The organism is Vibrio sp. 10N.261.51.A3, assembly GCF_041471965.1.
Classification (GTDB): Bacteria; Pseudomonadota; Gammaproteobacteria; order Enterobacterales; family Vibrionaceae; genus Vibrio; species Vibrio crassostreae_C.
In genome coordinates, this window is sequence record NZ_JBFRPK010000136.1 from 1 (window position 1) to 18293 (window position 18293).

Annotated in this window: 22 protein-coding genes; 5 read left to right on the forward strand and 17 right to left on the reverse strand. The window is 43.9% G+C overall.

Annotated features, from left to right (window positions below; translation table 11 throughout):
* The coding region (locus AB4371_RS21985) for a transposase (RefSeq protein WP_170962352.1) at window positions 1–458 on the forward strand (458 nt) is incomplete at its 5' end.
* 254 nt (window positions 459–712) lie between these two features.
* Here the strand turns inward: AB4371_RS21985 and AB4371_RS21990 are convergent.
* The 5 genes from AB4371_RS21990 to artP form a co-directional block, all read right to left on the reverse strand.
* Window positions 713–1297, reverse strand: a complete 585-nt coding sequence (locus AB4371_RS21990) for a hypothetical protein (protein ID WP_102320224.1) — start codon at window positions 1295–1297, stop codon at window positions 713–715.
* 313 nt (window positions 1298–1610) lie between these two features.
* Entirely contained in the window at window positions 1611–2279 is a 669-nt protein-coding gene (gene artM, locus AB4371_RS21995; RefSeq protein ID WP_048615841.1) for an arginine ABC transporter permease ArtM, read from the reverse strand.
* A complete protein-coding gene (gene artQ, locus AB4371_RS22000; protein ID WP_017078229.1) occupies window positions 2276–2962 on the reverse strand; it encodes an arginine ABC transporter permease ArtQ in 687 nt (228 codons plus the stop codon). Before artQ ends, artM begins: the two co-directional genes overlap by 4 nt.
* Window positions 2963–2965: 3 nt before the next feature.
* Window positions 2966–3697 carry a lysine/arginine/ornithine ABC transporter substrate-binding protein gene (locus AB4371_RS22005; RefSeq protein ID WP_372074098.1) on the reverse strand — a complete coding sequence of 244 codons (732 nt, stop codon included), beginning with the start codon at window positions 3695–3697 and terminating at the stop codon, window positions 2966–2968.
* A gap of 120 nt (window positions 3698–3817) precedes the next feature.
* Window positions 3818–4546: an arginine ABC transporter ATP-binding protein ArtP gene (gene artP, locus AB4371_RS22010; protein ID WP_372110514.1), complete on the reverse strand. Its 729-nt coding sequence runs from the start codon at window positions 4544–4546 to the stop codon at window positions 3818–3820.
* Window positions 4547–5102: 556 nt separating this feature from the next.
* Here artP and AB4371_RS22015 point away from each other — a divergent pair.
* On the forward strand, window positions 5103–6938 hold the full coding sequence (locus AB4371_RS22015) for an ABC transporter ATP-binding protein/permease (protein WP_017061820.1): 1836 nt from the start codon (window positions 5103–5105) through the stop codon (window positions 6936–6938).
* A gap of 149 nt (window positions 6939–7087) precedes the next feature.
* Complete coding sequence (locus AB4371_RS22020; protein ID WP_048664989.1) at window positions 7088–7552, forward strand: thioesterase family protein; 465 nt, start codon at window positions 7088–7090, stop codon at window positions 7550–7552.
* 155 nt (window positions 7553–7707) lie between these two features.
* On the opposite strand, the gene AB4371_RS22025 is transcribed toward AB4371_RS22020, so the two are convergent.
* Complete coding sequence (locus AB4371_RS22025) at window positions 7708–9963, reverse strand: peptidase U32 family protein (protein ID WP_372150660.1); 2256 nt, start codon at window positions 9961–9963, stop codon at window positions 7708–7710.
* A gap of 173 nt (window positions 9964–10136) precedes the next feature.
* On the opposite strand from AB4371_RS22025, the gene AB4371_RS22030 reads away from it, so the two are divergent.
* Window positions 10137–10727, forward strand: a complete 591-nt coding sequence (locus tag AB4371_RS22030; RefSeq protein WP_372150665.1) for a glutathione S-transferase — start codon at window positions 10137–10139, stop codon at window positions 10725–10727.
* A 225-nt stretch (window positions 10728–10952) separates the two neighbouring features.
* On the opposite strand, the gene AB4371_RS22035 is transcribed toward AB4371_RS22030, so the two are convergent.
* From AB4371_RS22035 to AB4371_RS22065, 7 genes are all read right to left on the reverse strand, one after another.
* On the reverse strand, window positions 10953–11402 hold the full coding sequence (locus AB4371_RS22035) for a GyrI-like domain-containing protein (RefSeq protein WP_102319784.1): 450 nt from the start codon (window positions 11400–11402) through the stop codon (window positions 10953–10955).
* Window positions 11403–11469: 67 nt separating this feature from the next.
* Complete coding sequence (locus AB4371_RS22040) at window positions 11470–11703, reverse strand: hypothetical protein (RefSeq protein ID WP_372150661.1); 234 nt, start codon at window positions 11701–11703, stop codon at window positions 11470–11472.
* 8 nt (window positions 11704–11711) lie between these two features.
* Window positions 11712–11963, reverse strand: a complete 252-nt coding sequence (locus AB4371_RS22045; RefSeq protein WP_136974261.1) for a Rho-binding antiterminator — start codon at window positions 11961–11963, stop codon at window positions 11712–11714.
* A 170-nt stretch (window positions 11964–12133) separates the two neighbouring features.
* Entirely contained in the window at window positions 12134–12766 is a 633-nt protein-coding gene (gene catB / locus AB4371_RS22050; RefSeq protein ID WP_372150662.1) for a type B chloramphenicol O-acetyltransferase, read from the reverse strand.
* Window positions 12767–12859: 93 nt separating this feature from the next.
* On the reverse strand, window positions 12860–13591 hold the full coding sequence (locus tag AB4371_RS22055) for a glucose 1-dehydrogenase (protein ID WP_372150663.1): 732 nt from the start codon (window positions 13589–13591) through the stop codon (window positions 12860–12862).
* Window positions 13592–13697: 106 nt separating this feature from the next.
* Window positions 13698–14081: a nuclear transport factor 2 family protein gene (locus AB4371_RS22060; protein ID WP_136974258.1), complete on the reverse strand. Its 384-nt coding sequence runs from the start codon at window positions 14079–14081 to the stop codon at window positions 13698–13700.
* Window positions 14082–14132: 51 nt separating this feature from the next.
* Entirely contained in the window at window positions 14133–14849 is a 717-nt protein-coding gene (locus AB4371_RS22065; RefSeq protein ID WP_372150664.1) for an HAD family hydrolase, read from the reverse strand.
* A 255-nt stretch (window positions 14850–15104) separates the two neighbouring features.
* On the opposite strand from AB4371_RS22065, the gene AB4371_RS22070 reads away from it, so the two are divergent.
* Window positions 15105–15437 carry a PBPRA1643 family SWIM/SEC-C metal-binding motif protein gene (locus tag AB4371_RS22070; protein ID WP_017068336.1) on the forward strand — a complete coding sequence of 111 codons (333 nt, stop codon included), beginning with the start codon at window positions 15105–15107 and terminating at the stop codon, window positions 15435–15437.
* Window positions 15438–15531: 94 nt separating this feature from the next.
* On the opposite strand, the gene AB4371_RS22075 is transcribed toward AB4371_RS22070, so the two are convergent.
* The 4 genes from AB4371_RS22075 to AB4371_RS22090 form a co-directional block, all read right to left on the reverse strand.
* Window positions 15532–16083: a DUF1349 domain-containing protein gene (locus AB4371_RS22075; RefSeq protein ID WP_136974256.1), complete on the reverse strand. Its 552-nt coding sequence runs from the start codon at window positions 16081–16083 to the stop codon at window positions 15532–15534.
* Between the two features lie 17 nt (window positions 16084–16100).
* Window positions 16101–17129, reverse strand: coding sequence for a radical SAM protein (locus tag AB4371_RS22080; RefSeq protein WP_017061808.1), 1029 nt, complete (start codon window positions 17127–17129; stop codon window positions 16101–16103).
* A 138-nt stretch (window positions 17130–17267) separates the two neighbouring features.
* On the reverse strand, window positions 17268–17492 hold the full coding sequence (locus AB4371_RS22085; RefSeq protein WP_017061807.1) for a hypothetical protein: 225 nt from the start codon (window positions 17490–17492) through the stop codon (window positions 17268–17270).
* Between the two features lie 132 nt (window positions 17493–17624).
* Window positions 17625–18140 (reverse strand): adenylate kinase, encoded by a 516-nt coding sequence (locus AB4371_RS22090; protein WP_136978486.1) that lies wholly within the window; start codon window positions 18138–18140, stop codon window positions 17625–17627.
* Window positions 18141–18293 lie beyond the last annotated feature (153 nt).

Here is an 18293-nt window from a genome sequence, read left to right on the forward strand (position 1 = left end):
ATCAACACCCAACGTTGTGGTTGCCGAGTGGCATACCCAAACAATGGGTGGTCGATTGCAGACAAGTGGGATACGGTCAGGCTGCGTTGAGCTATTTGGCTCGCTATCTCTATCGTGGTGTGCTGCCTGATGAAGACATCATCAGTATCACAGATGATACTGTCACCTTCCGCTATAAAGAGAGCCAGACCAATGCATGGCGAACGCGCACCTTGCCCACTCTGAAGTTCTTACTGCTCATTTTGCAGCACGCGCTGCCCAAAGGGTTGCAGCGAGTACGAGATTACGGTTTTTTACGTGGTCAAGCACACGCCTTAAGAGCCCGCATTCAACTGTTGTTATTGAACTTGCTCTATATAATGCCGCCGCTAACCGCACCGATAAGAACCAAAGCAATACGAGTATGCCCTTGCTGTCAGCATCAGATGGCGTGTGTTGGAGTAAGTCGACCCATCTAGCCGAAAGGCATTGATAACAAGGAGAATGGCATTGACGAGAGCAGAGGAGATGTAACGACGAAAGAAACGAAAAATAGCTAACTGGTTGATAAGATTGCTATCGCAACCTTATCTTGACCCCGCTCGCCTTGAGAAAAGCCTCAAAGCGATGTGCCCTTCAAGTTCAATCGTACAATTTACTTAACAAAGTGGCTTCGGGCTTGTTCAACACTCGGGATTTAGTGTTGGCTGCGCAACACCTTAATCCTTATTTGTTAAGCGTATTCTGCGGGAGGTAAATCACCTTCAACCATACTTGCTTTAAACAGATACTTATCACAATACCTTCTTTTTCCACGTAATGACCAAGGTAGAGATAATAAGGTGTTGATAAGACCTTTTGGTGGATCATACTCCATCGTAATCTCTAGTAACTCTTGCTTCATTTTTTTTGTTGAGTATTTAGCTCCGGCCTTAGTTTCCCAAATTAACAAATCACTATCTGAAAATTGAAATAAATAAAGCAATTGCCCTGGCGCTATTTGAGGGTAAATTTCATTAAAATTATTTGGGTAGTGCTCACGTGGGAATTCTCGCTTTAAGTCTCCCGAAATCGATAATTTTACATTTTCAGCCCTTTCTGCACCAATATTAACGAGTGTAAACTGCACAAAAATTTCTTGGTATCTGGTTTTATACACACTCTCATCATTTTCCCCCCAACTCGTTCTGCTTTCTTTCTCCGGACCAAATCGATTGTGTACTTGATGGTAAACTTCAAGTACTGGTCTTTTGCGAGAGGTGACAATTTGAAGCCCTACTTTCATCACACTGGAAACTGCTGAGCTTGATACTTCCATATAACTCCTCTATACGCTTAACAGCTATTAGACAGAAAAATTCTGCATTTAAATATAGGATTTTTCTATCTAGTTTCATATGCACAGCAATTTACCACGATTAATCACAGCAATTCAGTGACTTAAAACATAGATAGACTCATTGAATGACAAAATGCAGAATATTTCTATATAGTATGAATTTCGCAAAAACCCCGCTCTACTAGATATAAAAACAGTACCACTACACATACCCCAAACACAAAAAAGCCTGCCATCTATGCGAACATAAATGGCAGGCTTTATACGTTAGTTAAGCTTGTGTGTGGCTAGCTTACGCGGCTTCGAATGCGAGGGCTTTCTTCTCTACCTGACGGAAGATCAGCGTTAGTATGCCGTTTACTGCTAAGTAGAATGCGCCAGCAATACCGAACACCGTTAGTGTGTCGTAGGTTTGGCCGTTGATACGCTGAGCGTAACCCATCAAGTCCATGATGGTGATGGTGCTTGCCAGTGACGTGCCTTTGAAGACTAGAATCACTTCGTTCGAGTAAGCTGGAACGGCGCGGCGTAGTGCGTATGGCAGTAACACTTTAAGCGTTGCTACTTTGTCCATGCCAAGTGCGCGACACGCTTCCCACTGCCCTGCTGGAATCGCGTTGAATGCGCCTCTGAACAGTAGCGTGCTGTATGCCGCGGTGTTCAATGCTAATGCTAACATTGCACAGAACCAAGGTTGGCTTAACCAAGTCCACATGAAGCTTTCACGAATCCAATCGAACTGACCCGGGCCGTAATACACCAAGAAGATCTGCACCAACAATGGTGTGCCAGTGAACAGCGTGATGATGCCACGAGTGAACCAGTGAATCGCCGGTATTCTTAGAATTAGCGTTACCGTCATCAGCAGTGACAAGATACAACCAACCAGCAATGAAGCGCCTGTGAGTTGAAGACTGGTCACTAAGCCTTCAAGCATTTGAGAGAGGTATTGTTGATTCATGCCATTGCCCCTTTGTTACCCAAACCTTGAATAGAGAACTTACCATCAATCACTTTTACCAATCTTTGTGTGATTAAAGTGATGACCAAGTAGATTGCTGCTGCTGTCGCGTACCAAGTAAATGCTTCGTGCGTTGCAGCGGATGTTAGTTGTGCTTGTTTCAGCAAATCTGTTACGCCAATTAGCGAAACTAATGCAGTGTCTTTCAGTAACACTAACCATTGGTTGGTTAACCCTGGTAGTGCGTGTCTTACCGCTTGAGGTAACACGATACGAAAGAATGAACGTGATTGAGAGATACCAAGCGCGCTTGCTGCTTCTCTCTGCCCTTTGCTTACTGCTTTTAATGCACCACGCAAGGTTTGCGAAGCGTAAGAAGCAAAGATAAGTGACAGTGCAACAACACCAGATAAGAACGGGCTCACTTCTATGAAGTCGCCAGTGATCATGAACAGAACTTGTGTCGAACCAAAGTAGATAAACAGTACGACCAGAATTTCTGGTAAACCACGAACAATCGTCACAAATGCAGTCGTTGGCCATTTGATTGCAATACGACGAGACATCTCACCACTTGCAAACAAAACTGCTAGAACCAATCCAACCAATAGGCTTACGAACGCAAGCTGAACAGTCATCCAGCTTGCTTCGACGAGCCCTAAAGAGTAACCCGTTAATTCCATAAATTACTTACCGAAGTACTTGTTGAAGATCTTGTCGTATTCGCCGTTCGCTTTCACTGCTGCAAGTGCAACGTTAAACTGGTCTACAAGTTCTTGGTTGCTCTTGTTTACTGCGATACCAAAGCCGTTACCGAAGTACTCTTGGTTTGTTACTTGGTCGCCTACGTACGTTAGGTTGTCTTCTTTCTTGAACCATTCTGCTACAACGGCTGTGTCACCGAATACAGAATCGATACGACCGTTTTTCATGTCGATGAATGCATCTTGGTAGCTTGAGTAAGGTACCGCTGTTACGCCAGTCATTTGCTCAAGTAGGAAGCTCTGGTGAGTAGAACCGTTTTGAACACCAACACGCTTACCTTCTAGTGCTGCTTGATCTGCTACTTTGCCTTCGAAAGAGATGAATGCAGCAGAGTTGTCGTAGTATGCGTTAGAGAAGTTCACTTGTTTAAGACGCGCTTCTGTGATGTCCATTGCCGAGATAGCCGCATCGTAACGTTTGAATTTAAGTGCAGGGATCAAGCTATCGAATGCTTGGTTGTGGAAAGTACACGTTGCTTTCAGCTCTTCACAAAGTGCGTTTGCTAAGTCTACGTCAAAACCCTGAATTTGGTTGTTCTCATCCATGTATTCGAATGGTGCGTACGTTGCTTCCATCGCGAATTTGATTTCTTCTTTAGCCGCTGCGTTGAAAGAAGCAAGGCCGATAAGTGAAGCTAGTAGAATCTTTTTCATTTTGTTACTCCGAATACTGTGTAATAGCGGCCTGTGGCCATTCTTATAATTTGATTGTTTTAATTGATGTTGTGTTTAGCTAGATCTAGTGAGTCAACTTTCTTTTAATAAGTGACTTACTTAATGAGTCAAATATTCAGCAAACTCAGGTGTCTGCGGATTAACGAATGAATCGCTGGTGCCGTGTTCAACGATGTACCCTTTCTCTAGGTACAGAACGTGGCTAGCAATCTTCTTCGCGAAATCGACTTCATGCGTCACGACCACTTGGGTAATGCCCGTTCCGCTCAATTCTTTAATAATGCTCACGACTTGGTTGGTGATCTCAGGATCAAGCGCCGCTGTTGGTTCATCAAACAACAACACATCCGGTTTCATCATCAGCGCACGTGCAATCGCAACACGCTGTTGTTGACCGCCAGACAGTTGAAGTGGCCAAGCGTCTGCTTTGTCGGCAAGTTGAAGTGTCTTTAGGACTTCTTGCGCTTGCTTAATCGCTTCTTGCTTATCCAAACCCGCCACTTTGATTGGTGCTTCAATCAAGTTTTCCATCACCGTCATGTGTGGCCATAAGTTGTATTGCTGGAACACCATGCCGACTTTACGACGAAGTTTAAGCCCCTGCTTTTCTTGGATTTGGCTTGAAAAATCGAATTGCTCATTCGCAATGTCTAATTCGCCGTTGTCCGCGATTTCAAGCAGGTTCAATACACGCAGTAATGAACTCTTGCCCGCGCCGCTTGGGCCAAGCAATACCAAGGTTTCGCCACTCTCACAGTCGAAACTGATGTCGTGAAGAACTTGGGTATCACCGTATGATTTGTTGATGCTCTTTACTTGAATACTCATGCCACAATACTGCATTAATTGTCATTTGTTGATTATTCTATTCAATCCGAGGTTTTATGCAAGAAAAATGTATAAAAAACTACTTTGTTGAATTTTTGTAACAAATATTACACAAAAATCAGTCGCTATAACTGGTCTTACAACCAAAAATTGCAAGTCATTGATAAAGTTAATATCGAGACAAAAAGCAAACGTTTTGCTATCAATTTATAAATCATTGCACGGTTGCTCGTTTATGTGTGCACTCTCCTATCACCGCTAATTTACTTGCATAAAAATTAGGGTTAAATAGCTTAGTTTCCTATCCAACTGACTGGATCAAAATGCTTAGTTTTCCTTTAAGGTCGTTTCGAATTATTCACTTAGTGTTGATGAAATATTGGAAATTGAGTTTCCTAGGGAGCGTCACAGCGCAATAAATGCTTTAATGGGTTCGATTCTCAACAACAATTACTGCCCAGCGAACAACGCGCAGTACAGGCAATAAGTCATAAAGCAATTAGCCATAAGCAACAAGCCATCTATTTTTAAAGCGACTACACATTAAGGCAGTCATATGCAAAACGATGTCTCTTCTACGCTCGACTCGAACCAGCGACAGACTCAGCGATCGACTCAACAAGCGCCAGAACCCAAACCTGAGAAAAAAAGCCTCAGTATTTTGTTTGAGCTGAGTAAATTCATTCAGCCTTATAAAGGTCGTGTTATTGCTGCGTTGATCGCGTTGATCTTCACAGCGAGCTTAACCCTTTCAGTCGGACACGGTATTCGTCTTCTTATCGACCAAGGCTTCAGCCAACAATCGTTGTCAGACTTAGGCAGCGCGATTCAATTCATCATGGTGGTGGTCGTGCTGATCTCGATTGGCACCTTCTTCCGCTTCTATTTGGTCTCTTCTGTTGGTGAGCGAGTAAGTGCGGATATACGCCTGTCGGTTTTCAATCACGTGGTGACGCTGCACCCGAGTTACTTTGAAACCAATGGCAGTGGCGACATCATGTCGCGAATCACCACGGATACTACTCTGCTTCAAAGCATCATAGGTTCATCGTTCTCTATGGCGATGCGCAGCGCGTTGATGTGTATTGGTGCAATCATCATGCTGTTTGCGACCAATATTAAGCTGACGTTGATTGTATTGGCCTCGGTGCCATTTATCTTGATTCCGATCCTTGTTTATGGGCGCCGTGTAAGAGCCCTATCTCGCCAAAGCCAAGATTCCATGTCTGATGTGGGTTCTTACGCAGGTGAGGCAATTGAGCACATTAAAACGGTGCAAAGCTACAGCCGAGAAGAGCAAGAGAAAGCATCATTCGCGGTAGAAGTGGAAAAGGCGTATGAGATTGGTCGCCAGCGTGTAAAACAGCGCGCGATTCTTATTTCTGGCGTTATCGTGATTGTATTTAGTGCTATTGCAGGCATGCTTTGGGTTGGCGGCAGTGATGTTATCAACGGCACTATGTCGGCTGGTGACTTAGCGGCGTTTGTGTTCTACGCAATTATGGTTGCTTCATCGTTAGGTACGATTTCTGAAGTGATGGGTGAACTGCAACGCGCGGCAGGTGCGACCGAGCGATTAATCGAGATCCTACAAGTTGAAAGCCATATTGTTGCGCCAGTTGCGAATCCAACTTCGCTTGCTAACGTAACGCCAGAAGTTGCATTTGATGATGTGACCTTCTGTTATCCATCAAGACCGGACCAACCCGCAACAAGCAACCTCACGCTTACTGCCCATGAAGGCAAAGTGTTGGCACTGGTTGGCCCGTCTGGCGCAGGTAAAACTACCCTGTTCGAACTGCTGCAACGTTTCTACGACCCACAAGTGGGTAAGGTCACCTTAGGCGGTGTTGAACTGAATCAGTTTGATCCTAACGAGCTAAGAAAGCAGATGGCATTGGTACCGCAACAACCTGCTCTGTTCAGTAACGATGTGTTCCATAACATTCGCTACGGCAACCCGCAGGCAACAGACGAGCAAGTGATCGAAGCGGCGAAGAAAGCGCACGCACACGAGTTCATTCAAAACCTACCTGATGGCTACAACAGCTTTCTTGGTGAACGTGGTGTAAGGCTTTCTGGTGGGCAGAGACAACGTATTGCTATCGCACGTGCCATCTTGAAAGATCCAAATATTCTATTGTTGGATGAAGCAACCAGCGCACTAGACAGTGAAAGTGAGCATCACGTACAACAAGCGTTAGAAGAGTTAATGCGTGGCAGAACGACGATCATTATCGCCCATCGATTATCAACAATTAAACACGCCGACCAAATTGCGGTGCTCGATAAAGGACAACTAGTAGACATCGGCGACCACCAGTCTCTCATCAATAGCTGCGAATTGTACCAACGCTTGGTTGAGCTGCAATTCAAACACCTTAGTGCCTAACTATTGAGTGGATGTGCAACTAAGTCACTGACATTGTGTGGTTTCAAGCTTCAAAAACTTAAATCACGCGTGTTGCAGTTTTGTTAATTTAGCGGTAGGGTTTTTATTCCAATAACAACTTATCCCTACATAACAATAAGAGAGTTCGCATGGAAGCACTATTATCTGACTACCCGGTAGTAACAGAAATCCCTGTCGCTTGGGGAGAAATGGACGCACTCAATCACGTTAACAACGCTGTATATTTTCGCTATTTCGAAACCGCTCGCTTAGATTTTTTCAAGCACGTCGAGCTGATGGAAGAGATGGCGATTACCAAAGTTGGTCCTGTTCTTGGTGACACTTACTGTAAGTATTTCCGCCCAGTCACGTATCCAGATACCTTGATGGTTGGCTCACGTGTTACCGACATTCAAGATGACCGGTTCACTATGGAATACGCGATTGTCAGTAAGGCTCAGCAGAAACTGACGACCATCGGCACCGCAACTATCGTGATGTTTGATTTTGCTTCAAACCAAAAAGCCCTGCTCTCGCTGCGCTTAACCAATGAAATCGAAAAGATGAACACGTTGAAAAGCCCATGCTTCAAACAAGAAGCCGTGACAGAATAACGTATTCGCTGATTGAGAAAGACTCAGAAAGTTTCAGACATTAAAAAGGCCACTCGATTGAGTGGCCTTTTGTTTATTGGTTCAGAATGCTTATCAGCGGTTAAGACTTATAGACCTTGAGTGCTCTCGACCTTGGAAGCTATAAACCTTGAACCCTATAGACCTTGGACGTACTGAGCGTTAGTTCGAACTTCAACCATCTGCTCTAGGTTCTGTTGTGAACCTTCAACGCCGTTCAGTAGCGCTTCGAAATGCTTGATAAGCTCAACTTTGTCTTTCACTTCTTTAGAACCTGCACCGATGTTGGTTAGGTCAATGAAGAACTCGTCGAACAGACCAGAGAAGTCAGTTACTGCGTCGTGGTTCAAGAACTGCTCGTGGTTGTAAATGCTTGGGTAGCCACCCTTCTGTTTATCAACCGCAAAAGAGATGCCTTTCACGTTGGTAATCGTGGTCGCTTTCTCACACTTCAACATACAACCTGCTTCGATGCTTGGCTTGTTACAACCCACGGTTCTTTGGAAGAAACACTGACGGCTGGTCATCATCAAGATTGGGTGGTAAATGCTGTAGAACAGTTTGAAGTTCTCTGGGCGACGAATATGACGAATCTGACCTTTGTTGATCTCGTTCGAAATGAATGCGCCTGCACAGTTCAGCTCTTCTTTCAGAGTAACCAGTGCGTGAGAGTTGGTCGTGTTCATGAACGGGCCTGCAACCCACTCAATACCCATCTCGTAAGCTTTGTAAGCAATACCCGTGTTGTTGGTTACGATGCGAGCTGGCTTGATCTCTTCAAGAATACGAACCGCTTCGTCGTAATCTTTACCGATCAATACCGCTGGGAACCAAGGAATCAAACGTGGGTTTGCTGCCAAGATGTCGATGTACTTGTTACAACGCTTCTTGAAGCTTTCTGGAAGTTTGAAGTAAACATCCGCGTCAGTCACGTCACACAGGTGTAAGTCTTCTACATCGGCGATAAGCATCGACATAGTCGGCTTCTCGTTCACTTTAGGGTGCTGAGGCAGTGCTGGCACTTCAACGTGCTTAATCACTTCCACAGAGCCGTTCAGAATGAAGTCGATCTCGTCTTTTAGGTCTGAAACTTCTTTTAGAGGAATCAACAAGCCTGCATCCACTTCACTGAAGTCGTGGCTTTCTAGCGTGTGAACTGCACTCTTCACGTTTTTGAAGCGCTTCTCAAGTAGCTCTTGAGTAATCGCCTTCTCTTCAACCGCTTTCAATAGCGATTTAGATTGAAGGGTAAAGTTCTCTTTAGGCGTGTTCACAGTCACCGTAAATGGTTGACCCACTTTTGCGCTGAACGACAGGGCTACTGGTGTCTTGCGAATATCAAGGAACTCGATCTTGTCACGCATTTCGTTACCAAGAACGTCTTTCGCTTGGTGAAGTTCGTCGGTCACTTCTTGAATCTGTACCACTGAGATTTCGTTGTTCTGCTCCGTCGCTTTCTCAACGGCGTAGTTCATGCTGTTGTCGCGCGGGTTATCGATGAACATATCTTTCGTTAGGTTGCCCTTAAGGAAAGAGTTGGTGAAATCACGGTTAAATACTTTGTGTAGGTTCGAATCGTCTTCGATCAACAAACCACTTTCTACAAAGCTATCAATCTGTTTACGCCATGTGTCTACCACGGTGTAAACGTAGTGTGCGCCTTTAATACGGCCTTCTACTTTCAATGAGTCGACTTTCGCGTCAACCAATTCAGGTAGGTCGTAGTAAGCTGAGTTATCTTTCAGGTTGAGTGGGAACTTGTTGCCCGCGTTGGTGATTTCGTATTCATCACGACACGCTTGGCTACAACGACCACGGTTACCTGAGTTACCCACACTTACTGAGCTTGAGTAACACTGACCAGAGAATGCGATACACAGAGCGCCGTGTACAAACACTTCAGTTAGTACATCGTGATCGTGTGCCACTTCCGTCAGCATCTTGATTTCAGGCAGGTTCAACTCACGAGACAAGTTAACGCGTGTCGCGCCAATCTTAGACAAGAACTTAATCTGGCCTTCGTTGTGCGTTGTTAACTGAGTCGACGCGTGAACGTCTAATGATGGGAAATGCTTCTTAACCAGGTTGAATAAACCCAAGTCTTGAACAATGATGCCATCCACTTTGGTGTTCACAAGCTGGTTCAGCAGTTTGGTGATGCTCTTAGTCTCGTGCTCCAGTAGCACAACGTTAAGAGTCAGGAACACTTCACAGCCGTATTCATGAGCAAGGCGAATCACACCATTCAATTCGTCTAACGATAGGTTAGAGGCTCTGTTACGAGCGTTGAATGTGTCTAAACCACAATAAACTGCATTAGCACCCGCTACGATGGCGGCTTTTATCGCTTCTACATCGCCACCTGGGGCTAATAACTCAATTTTTCTGCTCATTTTTGAAGTCGCTCACTTACTTATAATTTTTAAGCCGCGTATTCTACCCACATCACGATCTCTTTACCACCGTACAACACTTTTCAAACTAAATGACCTCAATAATGCCGAACGAATCTGATCTACCTATCCTTTATTCTTTGCGCCGTTGCCCTTATGCAATGCGCGGACGAATGGGCATCGCACTATCACAGAAAAAAGTGTTACTTCGAGAAATCGTTACCAAAGACAAGCCTAGCGAACTATTGGCCAGTTCGCCAAAAGGAACAGTCCCTGTATTGGTGTTACCCAATGGACAAGTTATTGAACAGAGCTTAGATGTGATGAACTGGGCACTTAAACAAAACGATCCTCAAGATCTTCTGCGTTCAAGCAATCCAACGCTTAGCGAACAAGTTCAGCAGCTCATTAAAACCAACGATGAAGAATTTATTGGCCATTTAGAAAAGTATCGTGCATCGGTTCGTTACCGAAACATCGATGTTGAACAACGCCGACAAGCCTGCGAAACCTTCATTAGTCAGTTAGAAGTGCGACTTACCGATCAGCCCTACTTTTTTGGAGAAAGCCCAAGCTTGGCCGATTTTGCTGTGATGCCTTTTGTCAGTCAGTTTGTGCGAGTCGAAAAGAAGTGGTTTGTGAAATCTGAATATCAAAACGTAGGACGTTGGTTAAGAGCGCACCTCGAAAGTAAACTCTACACCCAAGTAATGAAGCAATACCCTTTGTGGAATGAAACCAAGCAAGATTGTCTTTTTGGATAACTTAAGAGAATTTTGGGTGACTTAAGGGTATCTAGGGTGATCTAGGGGAATTCTGGAATAGATAATTCCTAGGTATTAAAGTAGTTACGTGACACTGTATCTTCTTTGTAAAGAACAGATATTCAAAGGCTTATAACTGGGATTCCGTTGTCTCTTTACCTGTAACTACTGTCTCTTAACTGGCAAACACAGTCTAAGCTAAGCCTTTTGTTCATTTTAACCTGATCACTGAATCGCTATCGAAATCTCGACTTCAGTTTCACCTTTGTATAGTTCAAAATCTGTCGTGTAAGTTCTCACATGTGGGCAGTCAGCAGCGCTGAAATACGCCCACACTTCACCCCATAGGTCGATCACAGCTTGTGGTAATTCACCTTCAGCAGAAAACGTTAAGTATTTACCTGCTTGTATTTCGGTTTCTACAAGCGTATCAACATTCTGATCCGTAAGTGCATTAGTACACGCGATAACATCAAATTCGCCCGTAAAGTCAGACTCGTAGTTAGTGTAAACGCCATACACTTTTGAATCCGGTGTTAATTTCGGAAATGCTTGGTCAAAAAAGCCCTGCCACAATTGCCCTATCTTGGCTCTTGCTGGGTCCATCTCATCGGTATTGGTGGTTCTTACTGAAAAACCATACGCCTTTACGGCTTCTATCGTTTCAACTTTCATTCGTTCTATTCCTAAGCCAATTGACGATCTAACTGTATTGAATCCAATGTTTTATAAGATAACGATGCTAATCTTGTATCTCTTTATGGCCACATTTTTCACAGACAAGGTGACGAGAAAACTCATCCATTGACGCGACAAACGGGCCAAGGAACCAACCTTTTATCATGCCTGCCCAAAACTCACTTCGCTTTTGGTTAGGTTTGTCTGCAAACGCACTCGTGTTTCTGACCAACACAACAACATGTTGTGTCTCTTCTCTGCACGCGGTGCAATAGCATTGTTCTATGGTGCTATTCATTTGAAAGCCTATGACGTTTTGAATGAAACATGCTGAAAGTGAGGGTTGTCGACACAGACATCCAATGTCGCTATTTGAGTTAATACGACAAGTTGTTGCTCGCCTTGAGTACTGACTTTAATGCACTCTTCACGGCTGTCATTGCGCTGGGTATCTAACCCGACACATTCAATCTTCTCGCCAGACTTCAGCGTTAACTTGATTGGGTATCGGTGCATACACACAATTTCAATATAATCGTAATCGTTGCAACTAATCATAATACCCCTCCAATTCATCCACCACGCTAATGCGACATGCCATACTATTCAATATCTTTACAATCAATAAGTTACTCGTATCACAATCGCATTGCCATAATCAGATTATTGAGTAATTTGTTAAATTTAATCTCGTTCTCACCATTCACATTTCATCTGTGAACGACAATTTAAGGCTTCAAGAATCCTTTCCAATAATGGTACAAACCACCAATGTCTGAAGAACACATTAGCGACATTGCGCCTTTGATTTGTTCTTCGCTCCATTCCCACCATTTCATTTCTAGCAACTGAGCGATTTCAGTCTCATTGAAACGATAACGGATATGGCGTGCTGGGTTTGAACCGACAATCGAGTATGGCGCGACATCTTTAGTCACAACCGCTCGACTTGCGATGATGGCTCCGTCACCAACCTTAACACCACTCATGATCATGGCTTCTGTACCAATCCACACATCGTTACCAATCACGGTATCACCAGAGCGTTCAAAGCCGTCTATCGCACCTTCAAACTTCTCATCGTCTTGATAGAAAAACGGGAAGGTACTCACCCACTGGTTTTGGTGGCCTTGGTTGCCCGCCATCATAAACACGGCGCCAGAACCAATCGAGCAGTAGCTGCCAATGATCAGCTTATCGATGTCGGTTCTATCCGGTAATAGGTAACGCACACAGTCATCAAAGCTGTGGTTATGGTAGTAACCCGAGTAATAGCTGTGCTCGCCCACGATGATGTTCGGGTTGGTCACTTGTTCTTTGAGTGACTTTCCAACAAACGGGCTTTCAAAATAGTTTTTCATGGTTGTACTCTTAGTTTCGTTCTTTTAGTTAGGTACTTTTTTTGCGTGTTGATGGTTGTAACTTGTTTATATTAGTGTAAAGGCAAACGTGCCCTATCGACCGCCTGCAATATCAATAAACGAGCCGGTGACATACGAAGCTTCGTCTGATAATAACCACGCGATAGAGTTCGCGACTTCTTCTGGTGTGCCACCTCGTTGTAACGGTAACTGCGAAGCTAGTCTGTCTACGCGATCTGGCTCTCCGCCGTCTGCATGCATCTCAGTATAAATACAACCTGGCCTTACGCCATTCACTCGGATATTGCGTGAAGCTAATTCAAGCGATAAGCCTTTGGTGAGTGAATCCATCGCACCTTTCGATGCTGCGTAATCCACATACTCAAACGGTGCGCCAGTGCGAGAAGCGGCAGACGATACATTCACAATCGAACCTGCGCCATCGGCTTGTTTGATAAAGGCTTTACTGCACAGAAAGCAGCTTGATACGTTGGACTTCATCACCTTTTCAAAGCGCTCCAATTCAATATCAACCAATGGTGACTGGGTAAACAAGATCCCGGCATTATTAACCAAGTGAGTCACTGGACCTAGCTTGTTACGAGCAATCTCGAATAAGGATTTCACGTCCGATTCAACAGACACATCCGCACGCACACTAATCGCGGTTCCGCCTTGTTCGCGAATCTCATTCACTAGATCTTCAGCTCGCGACTCATTGTGTATGAAGTTAACGCATACAGCATAGCCTTGACTGGCCAACAATTTAGACGTCGCTGCGCCAATACCTCGGCTTCCGCCGGTTACAACCACTACCTTGTTCAATGAAACCTCCTAATGCCACTTGTTTGTTATAACCTGATTTTTCGATGAAACCTGATTATTCGATACGACCTAGTTGTTCGTGACAAACTGATCGTGTCGATACAAATTAATTGCTCGACACAACCTGAACCCACTGCGATCGCCACGCCGGCGCTTCGAATGGGTCTGGCCAAAACTCAGTTTGCTTTTGAATTAAACCATCAACAACCGTGTGAAAGGTGATCACTCGGTCTTTCAGCACACTGTCAGTAACTGAAATGTCCGTTACTACCGTATCACCTTCACAGACAATTGAATTGAGCGCGAACTCCCAAACACCATTAGCTGGGTATTCAGCATTGACTGCCGTGAAGTTGTCGCGCCCTACCGTCAATTCAGACGACTGCGGCCAATAGCCTTCAAAATCTGCGGTTAACCATTCACCTGCCTTTGCAAAATCATTACTGCGCATTGCATCCCAAAATCCCAATACCACTTGTTTTGGTGTCATTATTCTTCCTTAAAGTTATTTACGTGTGGTGATTTTTAAATGTCTGCTTCGTTATGCGTACTTGCTAATGATCGTTAAAAGATCATCGACACTGTTAGCAATGTAATCGGGCTTGGTTTGCCAATTTTCAGGCTCCGATCGGCTATAACCTGCGGCTACGGCAATCACTTTTGCATTGTTACCCAGCGCGGCTTCAATATTGCGAGCAAACTGTGTGTCCGCTTCATGGTCACCGATGTACATCAAACAAAGCTCGTTAGTCGGATCGGCGCCAAATATGTTCTCGACACATTTCACACCACCAAATGGATGGGGTTTTTGGTTACCGTTCGAGACATCGTCATAGCCCACGACCGATTTAAACAAATCACCAATGCCATAACTGTCGAGCACACCACGAATATTCAATTGAGAGTTTTGAGAGCAGATCCCATGTGGAAGATGAGCAAACTGATTAACCACGGTTTCCATTCCTTCAGACAAGGCAACGGCTGTTTGGTTTTTCTCTTGATGCTCTGCCCACATTCCACCAGCGATCAACATTTCATCGTGTGATAAACCGTAATAATCGACATATAAGGCTTGCCAGTTTTTAGCCCCGTGGTTGGCTTCATGATAAAGCGCTTCGCTGAGCAAATATTTAGGTAAGTTATCACCTGACAAGTGTGGCGCGACTAAAGAGATAATGTCTTTTGTGATTGCGATATTCTTTGGAACGGAATTGACTATGGTTCCATCGTAATCCCACAGGATGGCATCTAACTTCATACACTATCTCTTTGTTTCGATTAGTAATTTGAATTTATCATTCATAAGCCTATTTAGGGCAATTTTATTGTCTTGAATTTCGAAATTTGTCGAATAGAAGCAAAGCTAGAGAACAAACCGTTACTAGCAAACAAAAACCAAACAGTGTTTGCTCACATCACTGCTTTATCAATTGCAATATATGCGTATAATCCCCGCTCCATTGCGCTATCGCCGTTAAAAATAGCGCCATTCAACATTTTTAATGAGTACCCAATGTCGAAACTATTTTTCAAAGGCCGTATCGAAACAAGACAGAACCACGTTCTTGCTGGCTACAACGTAAACCGCGATGTGAAAGCGGGTACTGAAGAATCTCCAATCGCAGTAATGGTTCAAACTGAAGCGCGCAAAGCAGAAGTTGAAGCACTAGCCGCTGAAAATACTATCTTCGTTACTGTTACAGTCGACGCAGACAAAGAAGAGAACACCATCGAGCTTGATACTCTACTGAACAAGCCAAAAACGATGACGTTTGAAAAGACCCCTAACCGTAACGACCCATGTTCTTGCGGCAGCGGTAAGAAATACAAGAAGTGCTGTGCATAAGCGCTTTGACTTGAAGAATTTAAAAACGGACCGGTAGCAATATCGGTCCGTTTTTTTATACGCTAAGCAAGCTTATTCAGCGTAAGACAAATTATTAGGCGTCAGACAAACTAAAGCCACTAAATTTGGCGAAATTAGGCGTCGCCTTACTGCCACTGAACGTATAAAGCATCACACCCTGTTCACTGCCTACTAACGAATCAAACGTGATCACTTCCTGCCATTGTTGTTTTTCTAACGGGCGGAAATGAGCGCCGACTTTTCCGCCTTGTTTGACGAGCTTTACCGACACACTAGATTCACTAAACAACAGACGTTCCTTGATCTGTGGCTGACCATTTTGTTCTACAACGAACACCAATGAACGCTCGCCCATGAACATCTCTTTGCTCACTTTAATGTAGTTGTCGTTATCCCAGTAAATACCTAACCCAGCTTGTTCAAATGCGAGGTTTGGATCTAATTGAACCGTCACTTCTGTGCTGTAATCCGAGCTAGATACTGGATGAACGAAGATATTATCAACATCAGCTGAACCCGCACCAAAGATATTGCCCTCTTGCACTTGCATCGTCAGCACGCCGTTTTCCAAAGATCGATGTTCCGGATTTTCATTTCTGATTTGCCAGTTAACGAGGTTATTCATGTTATTAGTCCTTGCTGCTAGATCATGCGTTGACGGAGTTGGTAAAACACATTGTCGAGTTCATCGGGATTTTGCTTTTGAATGCGATTAAGCTCTCTTTGTACAGAATCGTACATAAGTTGGTTATCCATGTCTTTCAATGCGGCGTAGTAATGAATGCGACGTCCCAAGATAAAGTTATTCTGGTCATTCTCACTCATCATATTGAAACGGTCTATTGTCGCTAAGAACTTCGCTTTATCCTGTGGCAGCTGTCCGTTCAGTTCCATCAACAAATTAATACCGTGATAGTTACCATAGTTGCCCGTCACGCGGTTTAGTTTACTGATCAATTGATATTGTTCTTCAAGCATTTCACGTTCGCTAAGTGGCGTGAACTCTCCATTCTGCACCAGTTCATCCAATTCGGTTCCAGGCTTCACAGCAAGCGACAGAATGCGTATTTCATCTGGGTTGATTTGGTTAAGTAAGGCCGCCGTTTCTTCAACATGCTGCGCCGAATATTCTTTACCACCCAAGCCAAGGATAATGAAGGTCATCATCTTCATACCCGCTTGCTTCGCGTATTCGGTCGATTTCAAAATAGATTTCGGAGTAATGCCTTTTTTCATCAATTTGAGAACATCAATAGAACCCGATTCCATACCGCAATAAAGCATGTTGAGCCCTGCATCACAGATGGCTTTCATCTCTTCAGGCGACTTCTTAGTCATGCTTTGCGCTCGTCCATAAGAGCTGATCTGCTTTAACTCTGGGAAGGCTTGTTTGAGTGTATTCAACACATCCAGCAAGTCTTCGGTATCCATAGTGAATGAATCACCGTCTTGCAGAAAACAGGTCTCAAATTTACGGTTCTTATAGAATGCTTTCGCAGCCCAAATGTCTTTCTTAATCTCTTCAACGGGACGAATTGCAAACTCCATCCCCTCAAACAGCGTACAGAATTTACATTTGTTCCAAGGACAACCTTGGGTGGTGCGAATCAATAAGCTATCCGCTTCTGAAGGTGGGCGAATATGCCCTTGTTGGAACTGATACTGTGTCATTTGAATGCCCAATAATTAACTATTCGCATAGACTACTAGAAGTTCATTCAATGAAAAACACGGTACAATTTGAATTATTATCAAATGAAAACGGATAATTAAAGAAGAAGAATGTTGAAGTATTAAGTAGGTTAAAGGCTAATCAAGGTTGTCCGGTGTACGTAAATTGGTTCCACACTTTGTACATTTATAGTCACCGTTTCCGCCACTTGAAGCTAGCGACGATAAAATCATTCCAAGCAACCCTGGCTTCTTTTCATGTTGTGGCGCTTTTTCGGCTTGGTTACTGAACATAGTGTACTTGTGCAGTGTCAGTTCCTTACAGTTACTACAGAACGCTCTCGTCTTCTCACTTCCATACATAATATCTATTTCCTTAACTCAAAGTACAAACTAAACATATGGCAAATATGCCACACGTAGAGTTAAATCTAAATATTTTCATGAAGTTATGAGTAAGTAAGAGCGTTTTAAAGAAAAGTAAACTCTCGACTGTTAAGTGAAGTGTTGGTGAACAAAGTTATTCAATTCAGTCACGCTTCTGATGATGTAAACCTCTTTCTCTTTAGCGCGCAATTCTAACTGCGCTCTAAAGTCGTCATTCCAAAATTTAGGACACAGTTGTAGTGTCTTATAGCTTTGTATCGTGCCTTTTATCACTGAGCTTCCAGCAGGCCAGCCTTCAGGTTTAACAAATAAACCTTTGAGCATTCTCTTAGTTACAAACCAGTAGCTAGTTGAATAAGGAATGTCGATATAAACCAAGGTATCAGCTGCATCTAAACGTGTGTTGAACGAGCCTAGAGGGCCAAAACCATCGATGATCCAGCTTTCTGACTTAAGTATGCTCTCATGAGCCTCCTCAAATACTTCACGTTCAACAAACTCTCCGTTGGCCTTGTAAACAATAGAGTCCAACTGGTGAAGCTCTATCCCTGTAGCTAGTGCTAACGCCTTGCTGACTGTGGACTTTCCACTCCCAGGCTTACCAAAAACCGCGATCTTTTTCATATGACTTCCTCTATTCAGATAAAACCCATAAGACAGCGACAAAAAACCCACCTTACGGGTGGGTTCGATAAACAAAGCGCATCAACAATCCCACCATTCTTATGGAATGATGATAATTCGTTGGTTAGATGGCGCTCATAGACAGGATCTTAA

Bases quoted from the DNA above. Each gene is read 5' to 3' on its own strand.
- AB4371_RS22085 (WP_017061807.1), bottom strand. From the start codon at position 17,492: ATGTATGGAAGTGAGAAGACGAGAGCGTTCTGTAGTAACTGTAAGGAA.
- AB4371_RS22035 (WP_102319784.1), bottom strand. From the start codon at position 11,402: ATGAAAGTTGAAACGATAGAAGCCGTAAAGGCGTATGGTTTTTCAGTA.
- artP (WP_372110514.1), bottom strand. From the start codon at position 4,546: ATGAGTATTCAAGTAAAGAGCATCAACAAATCATACGGTGATACCCAA.
- AB4371_RS22040 (WP_372150661.1), bottom strand. From the start codon at position 11,703: ATGAATAGCACCATAGAACAATGCTATTGCACCGCGTGCAGAGAAGAG.
- AB4371_RS22005 (WP_372074098.1), bottom strand. From the start codon at position 3,697: ATGAAAAAGATTCTACTAGCTTCACTTATCGGCCTTGCTTCTTTCAAC.
- AB4371_RS22030 (WP_372150665.1), top strand. From the start codon at position 10,137: ATGGGCATCGCACTATCACAGAAAAAAGTGTTACTTCGAGAAATCGTT.
- AB4371_RS22025 (WP_372150660.1), bottom strand. From the start codon at position 9,963: ATGAGCAGAAAAATTGAGTTATTAGCCCCAGGTGGCGATGTAGAAGCG.
- AB4371_RS22065 (WP_372150664.1), bottom strand. From the start codon at position 14,849: ATGAAGTTAGATGCCATCCTGTGGGATTACGATGGAACCATAGTCAAT.
- AB4371_RS22075 (WP_136974256.1), bottom strand. From the start codon at position 16,083: ATGAATAACCTCGTTAACTGGCAAATCAGAAATGAAAATCCGGAACAT.
- artQ (WP_017078229.1), bottom strand. From the start codon at position 2,962: ATGGAATTAACGGGTTACTCTTTAGGGCTCGTCGAAGCAAGCTGGATG.
- AB4371_RS22090 (WP_136978486.1), bottom strand. From the start codon at position 18,140: ATGAAAAAGATCGCGGTTTTTGGTAAGCCTGGGAGTGGAAAGTCCACA.
- catB (WP_372150662.1), bottom strand. From the start codon at position 12,766: ATGAAAAACTATTTTGAAAGCCCGTTTGTTGGAAAGTCACTCAAAGAA.
- AB4371_RS22045 (WP_136974261.1), bottom strand. From the start codon at position 11,963: ATGATTAGTTGCAACGATTACGATTATATTGAAATTGTGTGTATGCAC.
- AB4371_RS22080 (WP_017061808.1), bottom strand. From the start codon at position 17,129: ATGACACAGTATCAGTTCCAACAAGGGCATATTCGCCCACCTTCAGAA.
- AB4371_RS21990 (WP_102320224.1), bottom strand. From the start codon at position 1,297: ATGGAAGTATCAAGCTCAGCAGTTTCCAGTGTGATGAAAGTAGGGCTT.
- AB4371_RS22020 (WP_048664989.1), top strand. From the start codon at position 7,088: ATGGAAGCACTATTATCTGACTACCCGGTAGTAACAGAAATCCCTGTC.
- AB4371_RS22015 (WP_017061820.1), top strand. From the start codon at position 5,103: ATGCAAAACGATGTCTCTTCTACGCTCGACTCGAACCAGCGACAGACT.
- AB4371_RS22070 (WP_017068336.1), top strand. From the start codon at position 15,105: ATGTCGAAACTATTTTTCAAAGGCCGTATCGAAACAAGACAGAACCAC.
- AB4371_RS22060 (WP_136974258.1), bottom strand. From the start codon at position 14,081: ATGACACCAAAACAAGTGGTATTGGGATTTTGGGATGCAATGCGCAGT.
- artM (WP_048615841.1), bottom strand. From the start codon at position 2,279: ATGAATCAACAATACCTCTCTCAAATGCTTGAAGGCTTAGTGACCAGT.